The sequence below is a fragment of the Clostridium algoriphilum genome (genome assembly GCF_020443705.1).
Lineage (GTDB): Bacteria > Bacillota > Clostridia > Clostridiales > Clostridiaceae > Clostridium_AD > Clostridium_AD algoriphilum.
This window is the reverse complement of the sequence record NZ_JAIZZK010000019.1, coordinates 43,084-55,098: the sequence shown is the minus strand read 5'-3', so window position 1 is coordinate 55,098 and position 12,015 is coordinate 43,084. Positions and strand designations below refer to the sequence as shown.

Sequence of the window (12,015 nt, the reverse complement as noted above, 5' to 3'; positions counted from 1 at the left end):
TAATTATTTTTTAAAACAATCCAAGTAAAATATTTTGTATACTGACTGGTCAGTCTATATATAGTTTACATTTTTAAATTATAAAGTCAATGTATTTTTTATAATTTTTTTAAATAAAAAAAAACAGCTATATATTCTATTTTGTAGAATTATATTGCTGTTTTTTATTTTATTCCATTTAATAAGTGTTCCATGAAGTTATCAGTAATTTCATCTAATTTCATACTATCATTATTTATAACATTATAGACTGCTACCGATACCAATGTCCCAAAATATATGTATGTTAAAAAAGAAGATTCACATTTTTTTATAGTACCATCATCCATAGCCTTAATTAAAAAATTTTCAATATCTTCCATATAAACCTTAAGCAATTCCCTGAGTTGAAAATGTCTTATCTTCCCTCCCCATGCTTGACTCATTATAACCTTAAATAAATCTCTATTTTCATATACCAATTTTAACTGATCCTTGCTTAGTTCTCTTAATTTATAATCATAGTTACCCTCACCTATATTAATGCTTTCTATTTGTTGCCTTAGTAATCTTACTCCTTCGGTAATTATGTATTTAAAAACCTCATCTTTGCTTTTAAAGTAATAATAGACCGTACCTTTAGCCACTCCTGCACTTGCTGAAATTTCATCCATAGTAGCTCCATCATATCCATTAGTGGAAAAAATTTTAATAGCCGATTGAAATATAGCTCGTTTTGTTTTATTCATTAATACACCTCGACTTATCATAAAATTTATGTTACGTTGCCACAATAATTTTAACTACATTAATCAATATTTCAATAATATTATACTATATAACGATAAGTTAAAATCATTTTTATTAATTATTAACAATTTTTAAATTTCTATTTCTTTGGAACATTTAGTAGTCTATATAGATGTCTACCCTAAGTTTATCTTTTTATGGACTATATATCTATATTAAAAATGATATTAACTTTTTAAGAATAAACAAATAATAATATATAATTTAATGGATTAATATAGCATTAATGGATATACTATGATTTATAAGTTATAAAAATTCATAATTAAAGGGTGATAATATGAGAATACCAAATCATATCGGAATAATCCCCGATGGGAATAGAAGATGGTCTGTAGATAATGGTTTATCAAAAGACAAAGGGTACACCTTCGGACTAGATCCTGGTTTATCTTTGTATAAACTTTGTAAGGAGATGGGTGTAAAAGAAATAACATATTACGGCTTTACTACCGATAATACCAAAAGACCAGCCCTTCAAAGAGAAGCTTTTGTTAAAGCTTGTGTGGATGCAGTAAAACTTCTAAGTACTCAGGATGCTGAATTATTAGTAGTAGGAAATAGTGACTCACCTATGTTTCCTAAAGAACTACTTCCCTATACCACGCGAAAAACCTTTGGTAAGGGTGGTATAAAGCTAAATTTCCTTGTAAACTATGGTTGGGAATGGGATCTAAGCAATCTTTCTCAAAACAAAAGTAGTAAAAGAAGTACTATAATGAGTTGTATAAAAACCAATCAAATTTCTAGAGTAGATTTAATTATACGTTGGGGTGGACGAAGGCGTCTTAGTGGATTTTTACCGCTACAATCCATATATTCTGACTTTTATATTATAGATGACTTTTGGCCTGATTTTAAACCCGAACATTTATCAAGCGCTTTAAACTGGTATAATGAACAAGATGTAACCCTTGGTGGTTAAGGTATCTTTTAGAAAATAACTAGTCACTATGATAGTCTATTTTTTTAAGGTGCCTTAGTTAATTTAACTAAGGCATATAGATATAAGTCCCTAAATTTACATAAAAAATCAAGTAAGTTTTTATGAGAACCCAAATATACTGTTTAATCATTTACAAAGCATATAACTAAACAGTATAAATTATACTTCTAGTTATATGCTTTGTAATTTTGTTTAATCTAGTCCGTAAATCTTTCGTCCTGCTCAACTACCTCATATGCGTAGGGCTGAATTTCTTCTTGCCTTATAGTACCATCATCATTAACCCCTGTAACTATTGTGGGTATATTTACAAGCTTGCTATCTACACCTTGGATATTAACATACCTATCTAATTTCTCTTTAAATTCTTCATATTCATCATTACCTAATTCTCTTCCCTTCATAATTTTCAAACTTTATCCCTCCTTTTAAACATTAGGCTATCCATATATAATTGCTTATATACTCTTTCATTTCTATTTAATTCTTTAAATTCATTTTCAAAAAAACTCGTACAGATTGATGCGTCAAATTTAACCAAAAGTAAGATAGCGTTAGGAATTCTAAAAGCATTCCTAACGCTATCTTACTTAGATTTTATTTTTATTTATTAAACTTATTAAACTTATTAAATATATAATTTTTAAATTTATCTAACCCTATTCGCAAAATAAAATCCCCTAGTTTTTCTCCCATGTTTCCATCAGCCTTATAATACTCTATCAAAATATCAACCACGAGTAATACCTGCTCCTCTGTTAATTTATCTATAATAATATCAGCAACCCTAGGGGTAAATCCTCCACTCCCACCTGCAGCTATCATATATCCTTCTTTATCTCCTATTACCCCTATATCCCTTGCATAAACACTAGTACACGCATTTCTACAACCAGCCACTCCAATTTTTGTTCTACAAGGCATCTGCATACCATGGTAGCGTTTGTCTAAAACCATACCAATCTTTAAAGAATTTTGTTTTGCTCTTTTGCAAAAGGCTGCGGGACACATATGAATATTTTTCACAGAGTTTAAGGATTTAACACCTGGATGCATATCTAATTCTTCCCACACTTTTGCAACATCGTCAGCTTCTAGTCCTAAAATTGCAATTCTCTGTCCAGAAGTCATTTTTAATATTCCCTTGTACTTTTCGGAAACTTCAGCTATTTTCAAAAGTTGTTTTGAGGTTATAAATCCCCCTGGAATATGAGGGGTTACACCATAAGTTCTTTTTCCATTTCTCACCTTTTGAAGTACAGCATATTTAGGCTCCATCTAATTTCCTCCTATCCCATGGGGATTGTAACAACTATTAGTTATTATGTTCCTCACTACATTTACTTACTTATAATTTGATTTATCCCAATTATACCACTATGTTCTGATCCTTTAATAAAATTATAAGTATATTTATCGTTCGAGTTTTCAATGAATGCTTTAGTCCATACATGTCTTAAATTATAAAAAATATTTACATCTCCATTTACCATTTTCCAATAATCTTTATGAATGCAACTTGTAGTTTCCCATTCGTATATGTCACTCTCTGATTTAGTAAGTCTTGTTACTCTATCACAAGGCATACCCTCTAATAAATAATTATTAATGGCATTATATACCTCTTCAGGACTTTCTACCGTCTCTTTTCCTTTTAAAGTTTCCCCAACAATTGTGCCTTGAAGGATAAAACATTCCTTAGCAATAACTTGTGCTTCTTCTCCATATTTTTTAACCATTTCGGTTATGATAAATGCCGTTCTAGTTTCAACTTTTCCGATTTTATCCTGTAACCACCCATGTATATTAGATACATCAATAACATCTTCTATATCTTTTGTGGTGTCTATTGGGTTTCCGTAAACTAAAGATTTCTGGACAATATCTTTTGCAATATCTTTGTATTTGTCTATATAACTTTTTTTCAAATTAGCCTCTAGTTTCTCTGCCAATAAAATTTTACTAAATAACCATGTGTGAATAGGTGCTAAAAAAGCGCTCATTATTATTCCTCCAATATCTATTTATTCTCTCAAATTATAAATCTATAATTTATATAATACTATATTGGGCCTATTCTTACAGTACCCTATGTTACCATATAAAATATAAGTATGAGTTAGTTATTATCGTCGTGAAATTACTTAACAAGAATTTTAAAAAAAATAAAAAGAGCATTAAAGCTCTCTTTATTAAACATTCAAAAATTAATTTAATTATTCATCAAATTTTATTGCCGACTTACGTTTTTTCTTTTTCATATCGGAAGCTTCTATAATTTCTGGTTTCTTAGGTTTATTATCTTTTTCCTTCGCTGGTGTTTTCATTTCTTCATATGGCATAAAATCACTCCTTTATAAAATATTTTTCACTTGTAGATATAATTTTATTCATATATTTATTTTTACTTTATGTATTTTTGAGGATTTATAGGTTCGCCATTCTCTCTTACTTCAAAATGTAAATGAGGACCTGTACTATGACCTGTGCTTCCCACTTGACCTATTTTCATCCCTCTCTTTACTAATTCACCTTTTTTTACAATAATAACGCTACAATGTGCATATGTAGTTTGTAAACCTTCTCCATGAGAAATCTTTATCACATTGCCATAACCATCTTCCCAATCTGCATAAGTAACTGTGCCATCTAATGCGGCATTTATTGCTGAACCAAAATTCGCCGCTATATCAATACCTTTATGCATTTTACCCCATCGCGTTCCAAACCCTGAACTTATACTACCTCTTGATGGACTGTTTATAGATGCTGCTTGAAGTATTATTGGTCCATTAGTTCCTACGTATATTTCTTTATTTTGCACTTGCTTAATAGTTTCTGATTTTAAAACTTTTTCAGAGACTACAATGTTGTTAAGTGCTATTACTACGCTTGTAACCTTTCTTATTCCATTAATACCCTTATGTTCAACCTTGCTAACACCATACATGACTTGATTAGATGACTTTATAATTGTAGTTGGGTATATTGTTTGATTTTTAGTTATATTTCTTACTATTTTTACAGCTATTAATGGTATTTGTGAACTATCATTATATTTTATTACAGCCTTAGTAATTTCAGAGTTTTCATGTATTTCCCCGATCCTAACTTTGACGGGTTCATATGTGATACTATTTTGTATATTTATACTTTTAGCACTTTTCAGCCCCGCTTTCTTATAATAATTTTTTAAAGAACTTAAAATTTCTTTTCCTTGATTCTCAGATGCGACATATGCTATTTTTTTATCATCTGATTTCATGACAAATACGTCTACACTTATATTGAAGTTTTTTAGCATTACCTTCTTAAGGTTATCCCCATTTATAAACATAACATCATCATCTACTTTTACTTTGTTTAAAGTAAAATCTTTTATTGTAATTGAGTTTCCATATTTAAATTTAATGTCTCTTTGTAATTCGTTATATGTTTTATTAAATTCTCTCTTACTTTTTACAAAAGTTATAGTACTACTTCCTACAGATACCTTATATCCATACATTTTGTACACATTTAAATACAAAATAGTAGCAGTAAGTACAAGTGTTGTAATTAGCACCCATATAATCTTTTTGTCTTCCTTTAAAATATTCAATACTATACCTCCTGTTACACTTACTTAATATGTCCTTTATACCAAATATTAATCATTATCCAATATTTTTTTTATTAGTAACTTTAACTATATGGTATACTATAGGTTGAATAATAAAATTTTTATAGACTAAGATATTAAATATAATTACTATACACATTGTATAGATAAACTAAATCATAAATTTTAAAATCATAGCTCTATATTATAAAAAGGAAGGTAGTGACTTTATGAGCACTTTCATGTTTAAAAACGAAAATTATAAATATACTCCTGTGAGTAATATTTTTATAGATAAGTTTATGCCAAGAGCTAGAGGAGAATTTGTTAAAGTCTATCTTCTTGGGCTAAAATATTGTACCTCAGGAGAAATTGGCGCTACCTCTTCAGTTATAGCGAATACCCTTGGACTTTTAGAAACTGATGTTGTTAATGCTTGGAACTATTGGAATGATGAGAATTTAATTAAAATGACCCCTATTGATAATATGGGTAATTATAACATTGAGTTCTTAGATTTAATAGATGTTCCTACTGAACATATAACGAATATAAATTTACTTGAGGAATTAACCAATTCCTCAATAAAAGGTATGCTTCAAGACATTGAAAAATTATTGGCTAAACCTCTTTCACCAAAAGAAATGACTATGTACCTAAGCTGGCAAAAGGATTACAGCTTTCCACCAGAACTAATATTACTCTTAGTTCAATATTGTGTATCAAAAGGGAAAGTTGATTATAGATATATTGAAACTATTGCAATTGCATGGCATGAATCTAATATTAAAAATATTGAAGATGCACAATCATATATAAAAAAACATGAGGATAAATGGATAAATATAAGAAAAATATTAAATTACTTAGGAATAAAAGCTCCAGAAATAATGAAACCTCAAGAACAAATATTAGATAAATGGATAAATGTATATAAATTTTCTCTAGAAATTATATTTAAAGCTTGCGATATATGCTTTGATAGGCTTAATAGAGCTGATTTTAAGTACATTGATGGAATACTAAATAGTTGGTTTAAAGATGACATAAAATCATTAGAGGACATAGAGAAAAAGGATAAAAAACGATTGGTTACTAATAAAAACAAGACTGCTGGTGGTAAACCAACTAAGGGAAGTTTTAATGATTATGAACAAAGAGCATATGACTTTGATGAACTAGAAAAAAAATTACTAGGATGGGATAAAAATGATTAAAGGTTATCAGACAAAAATATTAGCTATTTATGATGGAATAAGACAAACAGAAGAAGCTGATTTTAGAAAAAGAAAAATTCATATAGAAAAGACTCATCCTGAAATTATTGGGCTAGATCAAAAAATAGGTAAATTATGCATAGAATTATCTATTAGCGCCTTGAAGAGTATTGATGATAGAGATGAATATTTACATAATTTAAAAGAAAAAATAATGGATCTAAGAGTGAAAAAATCTGAATTATTAGTTTCTAATGGTTTTGACATGGAGTACTTGAATTTACATTATAGATGTAACAAATGCCGTGACACTGGATTTATCGGAAACACAAAATGCTCTTGCTTTAAACAAAAAGTTATAGATGTCTATTATACTGGGTCTGAATTGAAAAGCATGTTAAAAACCCACAATTTTGATAATTTTAAATTAGATTATTATCCTTCTAGAAAAAGTGAACTCCAATCAGAATCACCAAAAAAGAACATGGAAAAGATATTATCTAAATCTATGAGCTTTTTAAAAAACTTCTATACAACTGACGAAAACCTATTATTCTACGGAAGTTCTGGCACGGGAAAAACATTTCTGTCTCATTGCATTACAAAGGAACTAATTGATAAAGGCTCTTTCGTAGTATATAGGACAGCCGAGGAATTAATAAGAGCATTAAAAGATATTCGATTTAATAATAACAGTTCTTTAGAGGAACTTTTAATAGACTGTGATCTACTTATTATAGATGATTTAGGAACTGAGCAACTTTCAGATTTTAATAAAGCAGAAATGTTTAACTTACTTAACACTAAATTATTAAAGCAAAAGAAAATGCTAGTGTCCACTAATTTAACTCTTGAAAGTCTACTTAAAACCTATTCAGAAAGAATAACTTCTAGGTTAATGGGAAACTTTACACTTTGTAAATTCTTTGGAGATGATATAAGAATAAAGAAAAATTTAAGTAAATCAAAATAATAAATAGCATATGTTAGTATAAATACATTTCTAATAGTGAAGTATTTCATGATCTGTTAAAATGAATTTTACGTAATATGTGCTTTTTAACTTAAATATATTATTAAATCCTATGACGATTTACAATTTTCTAGCAAATAAAAAAAAGTCCTAAACAAATGTTTAGGACTTTTTGGAGCTGGCAATAGGAATTGAACCTACAACCTGCTGATTACAAGTCAGCTGCTCTACCGTTGAGCCATGCCAGCAAAAATGGCGACCCAGAAGGGACTCGGACCCTCGACCTCCGCCGTGACAGGGCGGCACTCTAACCAACTGAGCTACTGAGCCATATATGGTGGGAACAACAGGGTTCGAACCTGTGACCCTCTGCTTGTAAGGCAGATGCTCTCCCAGCTGAGCTATGCTCCCATATATGTTTTATGTGGTGACTCCTAGGGGAATTGAACCCCTGTTACCACCGTGAAAGGGTGGTGTCTTAACCGCTTGACCAAGGAGCCTTATTAAATCTTTAATGATCTTACGTTAATGGTTAATCTGATAATTACAAATTATCTTACCTAACATTAAAGTATACTACTTAAAAAACATGGCGACCCAGAAGGGACTCGGACCCTCGACCTCCGCCGTGACAGGGCGGCACTCTAACCAACTGAGCTACTGAGCCATATGTGGTGGGAACAACAGGGTTCGAACCTGTGACCCTCTGCTTGTAAGGCAGATGCTCTCCCAGCTGAGCTATGCTCCCACATATGTTTTATGGTGACTCCTAGGGGAATTGAACCCCTGTTACCACCGTGAAAGGGTGGTGTCTTAACCGCTTGACCAAGGAGCCATATTCGTTGTCACTATATATGTTATGTACTTGGCTTTCGCAACCCGACAAAGACTATAATACCTAATTTATCTTAAAGTGTCAACATATTTTAACGTTTTTTTTTATTTTTTTTTTTATTGAATGAACAAATCCAGCAATATCAACGGTTGCCCATATTAATGATCTATTATTTTTTTCTCATGATACTCGCCTATTTATTAATTATTCAAAATGTATTTTATAATTTATTATACAATTAATTAAAAACTTATGTTCAAGCTAGCCATTTTAGGGTAAGATTATAGACAAAACACTATATAATACAAATACAATTTTTTCTCGAAAGGAGAGATTTGCTTGAAACATTCTCTTATAATAGTTGGTGGAGGTGCCGCTGGTTTAACCTCTGCTTTGATATCAAAAGATCTTGGAATTGATGTAGCAATAATAGAAGCAACCGATAGAATAGGTAAAAAATTATTAACCACTGGTAACGGGAGGTGTAATATTAGTAATGCTAATATTACTAACGATAGGTACCATAGTGAAAATCAATATTTTGCTAAACATATATTAGATTGTTTTACTAAAAATGATACTGTAGATTTTTTTGAATGTTTAGGGATACCTTTAGTAACAATAGATGGTGGTAAAATGTTTCCAATGTCCATGCAAGCATCGTCTGTACTTGATATATTTCGTTTTTCTATAGAAGAAAAAAAAATTCCTGTATATATAAACACAAAAGTTAAGGAAATTATAAAAGAAAAAAACGGCTTTAAAATTTATAGTTCAAATAATAGTACATATGAGTGTGAAAAATTGATTATAACAACCGGTGGTAAATCAGCCCCTAAAACGGGTTCTGATGGCTCCGGTTACATGTTGGCTAAACAGTTAGGCCATAGTGTAATTCCACAAGTACCCTCTCTTGTACAGCTTAAATTAAACTATGATAGACTAAAGGCTTTGTCTGGAGTTAAATTTGATGGTTATGCACAAATATCTATAAATGATGAATGCATTCAAAAGGAATTTGGTGAAATACTTTTTACTGACTACGGAATTTCTGGCCCTCCAATTCTCACGCTTAGTCGAAACGTATCATATGGGTTATCTAAAAATAAAAAAGTTTCTTTAACTATTGATATGTTACCTACCCTTAGCTACGAGGACCTAAAAAAGTTTTTAAACAAGCATTGGTCATTACTTGAAAATAGAAGTGTTATAGATTCTTTTATTGGTATAATAAACAAAAAAATCATTCCAATAATGTTAAAACAAGCAAATGTTTGCGATATTCATAAACCTTGCTGTAACCTACTAACTGAGGAAAAGAATGCTATCTATAATTTGTTAAAGAGATGGCAATTTGAAGTTTCAGGCACTAATTCTTTTGCAAATGCTCAAGTAACAGCAGGTGGCATTAATACAGAAGAAATTAACGCTAAAACTTTAGAATCTAAAATCACTAAAAATCTATTCTTTGCCGGTGAAATATTAGATGTAGATGGCGATTGTGGCGGTTTTAACCTTCAATGGGCATGGAGTTCTGGTGCTATTGCTGGGAGAAACGCTTCCAAATAGATAGCCCTAGTTTTTTTTATATTATGATATAACGAAAAGTATATATTGCTGGGATTGCTTTAACTTCACCAAATAATTCTAAAATAAATTAAGAATTACTATGTTTGTTCAAATGCATCCTACGCACTATATACTTTTGTTAGCATAATCCAAGAAAAAATACTGATTCAAACTGACCATTACTTAAAAGTTTTAAGCTATTATATCCAAGTACTTTCTAAAAGGGTGAGCTCTGATCCCTCTTTATTTATAATTTTATGTCTACATATTATCTTATCTTCTTCTCTTAAAACTTCCGTGCTTACCTTTATGGTTTCTCCATATGTTGTTTCCTTCTCGTAAGTTATCTTAATATTTTTTAGTTTATAATTTAGTACTATATCTTTAGGGACTGTTTCTAAAGCCCATGTAGCATACTTAACATTATTTACATGCATATTAGTATCAATATCGCCATACCTAACTTCAAAACTTTTTTCGATATCCACCTTAGTTATCGATAATATATCATCAATGTCTATAGATATATTATTGCTATCATCTATACCATAAGCTGCATATATATCTTTCGTAATTCTCATTGGCCTTTTCCTATCTGTATTTATTAAAATCCAAACAGAATCGGCATAACCAATATTATTTCCCTTGACATCCATAATCTCGTATTTTCTATATGCATAAAACCCTCTAAAAGAACATGCAAAAGTTTTTACCTTTACAGTTTCATTTAATAAAGGGTATGACTCCATTTTTATGTCCCATTTATATAGTACCCAAGCCATTTTATTTGCACTAAGCTGTTCAATTCCAACGCCCAATATTTCACTTTGGTACATTGCCATATCTCCAAGATAATTCATAATACTTGTCATTAAGACTCTTTTATTAATATCTACTTCATAGTAATGAATGGTATAATCTCTATCTGTAACCACTGGACTTTTGCTCATACTATCACCCCTATATTTTTTTATCTATGTAATTGTTATCAAATACGTGCTAAACTGTTATTGTCAGTATTCATTATGAAACTGAACTATAAATAAGGATTATGAATAGGACGACTTATATCCTTATGGAATAAGAGCGGAGGGAAAAAATGATTAACAATTCTATTAAACTAAGACGAATAAAGACAAGTGAACTCACAACTATTGGTATGCTTTCAGCTATTTGCGTAGTACTTGGACTAACTGGATATGGTTTTATTCCACTTCCTGGTGCCAAAGCTACTATCATGCACATTCCTGTTATTATAGGTTCAATAATAGGCGGCCCTATGGTAGGAATGACTATTGGTTTCATATTTGGGGTTTTTAGCGTTATGCAAAACATAACAGCTCCTAATATACTTTCTTTTGCTTTTATAAATCCTTTAGTATCCGTATTACCAAGAGTTCTTATAGGCCTTACTTCTTACTATGTTTATAAACTAAGCTATACTAAAAACGAAGGTTTAAGAATTGGACTCGCTACCGTTATTGGTTCTCTAACTAACACTTTTGGCGTTCTTACTATGGTTTATGTTTTATATGCAGCAAAATTTGCCGTTTCTAAAGGCATAGATCCATCTATTGCTGCAAAGACTATTTATGGCATAGCAATAATAAACGGTGTTCCAGAAGCCATTATAGCTACTGTAATTACCATTCCTGTAATACTTGCCATTAAGAAAATAAAGAAAAAATAAGACACTTAGCATTTGCTAAGTGTCTCCTTTTTTATACGTTTAATGCAGTCATCAATTCTTCTAAATTAAGACCATGAACCATTGCTGCTTCTTCTAATGTTTCAGCTTGTGCTGAAGGACATCCTACACAACCCATTCCAAAATTCATTAATACTTGAACTGATTCTGGACTTTGTCTTACAACTTCACCTATTGTCATATCCTTAGTTATTTTCATATTATCTACCTCGCTTTATGTTAATTTTGATTCATTTTATTAGAATAAAAGTTAACTGAATAAGAATAATTGTTTAACTTTAATTCTCATTCTCATTATAATCTATATATTTGTATTTTACTAGTACGCACTTTTATAATCTTTAGTATACATTTGTATACCTTAATATATTTCTACA

At 30.3% G+C, this 12,015-nt stretch carries 13 protein-coding genes and 7 tRNA genes; 5 read left to right on the top strand and 15 right to left on the bottom strand.

The features are described from left to right. Window positions 1-164: 164 nt before the first annotated feature. Entirely contained in the window at window positions 165-728 is a 564-nt protein-coding gene (locus tag LGK95_RS14065) for a TetR/AcrR family transcriptional regulator (RefSeq protein WP_226125413.1), read from the bottom strand. A gap of 341 nt (window positions 729-1,069) precedes the next feature. Here LGK95_RS14065 and LGK95_RS14060 point away from each other — a divergent pair, with 341 nt between their 5' ends. Next, entirely contained in the window at window positions 1,070-1,714 is a 645-nt protein-coding gene (locus LGK95_RS14060; RefSeq protein WP_226125412.1) for an undecaprenyl diphosphate synthase family protein, read from the top strand. Window positions 1,715-1,932: 218 nt separating this feature from the next. Here the strand turns inward: LGK95_RS14060 and LGK95_RS14055 are convergent, their stop codons facing one another. The 5 genes from LGK95_RS14055 to LGK95_RS14040 form a co-directional block, all read right to left on the bottom strand. Continuing rightward, window positions 1,933-2,148: a hypothetical protein gene (locus LGK95_RS14055; protein ID WP_226125411.1), complete on the bottom strand. Its 216-nt coding sequence runs from the start codon at window positions 2,146-2,148 to the stop codon at window positions 1,933-1,935. Between the two features lie 190 nt (window positions 2,149-2,338). Further along, a complete protein-coding gene (locus tag LGK95_RS14050; RefSeq protein WP_226125410.1) occupies window positions 2,339-3,013 on the bottom strand; it encodes a nitrite/sulfite reductase domain-containing protein in 675 nt (224 codons plus the stop codon). 62 nt (window positions 3,014-3,075) lie between these two features. Beyond that, window positions 3,076-3,738 carry a hypothetical protein gene (locus LGK95_RS14045; RefSeq protein ID WP_226125409.1) on the bottom strand — a complete coding sequence of 221 codons (663 nt, stop codon included), beginning with the start codon at window positions 3,736-3,738 and terminating at the stop codon, window positions 3,076-3,078. 213 nt (window positions 3,739-3,951) lie between these two features. Further along, on the bottom strand, window positions 3,952-4,077 hold the full coding sequence (locus LGK95_RS22455; RefSeq protein WP_264174567.1) for a hypothetical protein: 126 nt from the start codon (window positions 4,075-4,077) through the stop codon (window positions 3,952-3,954). Between the two features lie 62 nt (window positions 4,078-4,139). Further along, complete coding sequence (locus tag LGK95_RS14040; protein WP_226125408.1) at window positions 4,140-5,336, bottom strand: peptidoglycan DD-metalloendopeptidase family protein; 1,197 nt, start codon at window positions 5,334-5,336, stop codon at window positions 4,140-4,142. Window positions 5,337-5,566: 230 nt separating this feature from the next. On the opposite strand from LGK95_RS14040, the gene LGK95_RS14035 reads away from it, so the two are divergent. Continuing rightward, window positions 5,567-6,553 (top strand): DnaD domain protein, encoded by a 987-nt coding sequence (locus tag LGK95_RS14035; RefSeq protein WP_226125407.1) that lies wholly within the window; start codon window positions 5,567-5,569, stop codon window positions 6,551-6,553. Next, a complete protein-coding gene (locus tag LGK95_RS14030) occupies window positions 6,546-7,526 on the top strand; it encodes an ATP-binding protein (protein ID WP_226125406.1) in 981 nt (326 codons plus the stop codon). Before LGK95_RS14035 ends, LGK95_RS14030 begins: the two co-directional genes overlap by 8 nt. 173 nt (window positions 7,527-7,699) lie before the next feature. On the opposite strand, the gene LGK95_RS14025 is transcribed toward LGK95_RS14030, so the two are convergent. The 7 genes from LGK95_RS14025 to LGK95_RS13995 form a co-directional block, all read right to left on the bottom strand. Then, window positions 7,700-7,774, bottom strand: a tRNA-Thr gene (locus LGK95_RS14025). Between the two features lie 5 nt (window positions 7,775-7,779). Then, a tRNA-Asp gene (locus tag LGK95_RS14020) sits at window positions 7,780-7,856 on the bottom strand. A gap of 5 nt (window positions 7,857-7,861) precedes the next feature. Next, window positions 7,862-7,937, bottom strand: a tRNA-Val gene (locus LGK95_RS14015). Between the two features lie 14 nt (window positions 7,938-7,951). Then, window positions 7,952-8,026, bottom strand: a tRNA-Glu gene (locus LGK95_RS14010). Window positions 8,027-8,116: 90 nt separating this feature from the next. Then, a tRNA-Asp gene (locus LGK95_RS14005) sits at window positions 8,117-8,193 on the bottom strand. Window positions 8,194-8,198: 5 nt separating this feature from the next. Next, window positions 8,199-8,274, bottom strand: a tRNA-Val gene (locus tag LGK95_RS14000). A gap of 12 nt (window positions 8,275-8,286) precedes the next feature. Further along, window positions 8,287-8,361, bottom strand: a tRNA-Glu gene (locus tag LGK95_RS13995). Window positions 8,362-8,700: 339 nt separating this feature from the next. Between LGK95_RS13995 and LGK95_RS13990 the strand changes: the two genes are divergently transcribed. Beyond that, window positions 8,701-9,930 (top strand): BaiN/RdsA family NAD(P)/FAD-dependent oxidoreductase, encoded by a 1,230-nt coding sequence (locus LGK95_RS13990; protein WP_226125405.1) that lies wholly within the window; start codon window positions 8,701-8,703, stop codon window positions 9,928-9,930. A 200-nt stretch (window positions 9,931-10,130) separates the two neighbouring features. On the opposite strand, the gene LGK95_RS13985 is transcribed toward LGK95_RS13990, so the two are convergent. After that, complete coding sequence (locus LGK95_RS13985; protein WP_226125404.1) at window positions 10,131-10,880, bottom strand: acyl-[acyl-carrier-protein] thioesterase; 750 nt, start codon at window positions 10,878-10,880, stop codon at window positions 10,131-10,133. A gap of 149 nt (window positions 10,881-11,029) precedes the next feature. On the opposite strand from LGK95_RS13985, the gene LGK95_RS13980 reads away from it, so the two are divergent. Continuing rightward, complete coding sequence (locus LGK95_RS13980; RefSeq protein ID WP_226125403.1) at window positions 11,030-11,620, top strand: ECF transporter S component; 591 nt, start codon at window positions 11,030-11,032, stop codon at window positions 11,618-11,620. A 31-nt stretch (window positions 11,621-11,651) separates the two neighbouring features. Here LGK95_RS13980 and LGK95_RS13975 read toward each other — a convergent pair whose 3' ends face one another. Further along, window positions 11,652-11,837: a DUF1858 domain-containing protein gene (locus tag LGK95_RS13975; protein WP_226125402.1), complete on the bottom strand. Its 186-nt coding sequence runs from the start codon at window positions 11,835-11,837 to the stop codon at window positions 11,652-11,654. Window positions 11,838-12,015: the final 178 nt, after the last annotated feature.

Coding starts and splice junctions, on each gene's coding strand:
- LGK95_RS14065 (WP_226125413.1), bottom strand. CDS start 728: ATGAATAAAACAAAACGAGCTATATTTCAATCGGCTATTAAAATTTTT.
- LGK95_RS14060 (WP_226125412.1), top strand. CDS start 1,070: ATGAGAATACCAAATCATATCGGAATAATCCCCGATGGGAATAGAAGA.
- LGK95_RS14050 (WP_226125410.1), bottom strand. CDS start 3,013: ATGGAGCCTAAATATGCTGTACTTCAAAAGGTGAGAAATGGAAAAAGA.
- LGK95_RS14045 (WP_226125409.1), bottom strand. CDS start 3,738: ATGAGCGCTTTTTTAGCACCTATTCACACATGGTTATTTAGTAAAATT.
- LGK95_RS22455 (WP_264174567.1), bottom strand. CDS start 4,077: ATGCCATATGAAGAAATGAAAACACCAGCGAAGGAAAAAGATAATAAA.
- LGK95_RS14035 (WP_226125407.1), top strand. CDS start 5,567: ATGAGCACTTTCATGTTTAAAAACGAAAATTATAAATATACTCCTGTG.
- LGK95_RS14030 (WP_226125406.1), top strand. CDS start 6,546: ATGATTAAAGGTTATCAGACAAAAATATTAGCTATTTATGATGGAATA.
- LGK95_RS13985 (WP_226125404.1), bottom strand. CDS start 10,880: ATGAGCAAAAGTCCAGTGGTTACAGATAGAGATTATACCATTCATTAC.
- LGK95_RS13980 (WP_226125403.1), top strand. CDS start 11,030: ATGATTAACAATTCTATTAAACTAAGACGAATAAAGACAAGTGAACTC.
- LGK95_RS13975 (WP_226125402.1), bottom strand. CDS start 11,837: ATGAAAATAACTAAGGATATGACAATAGGTGAAGTTGTAAGACAAAGT.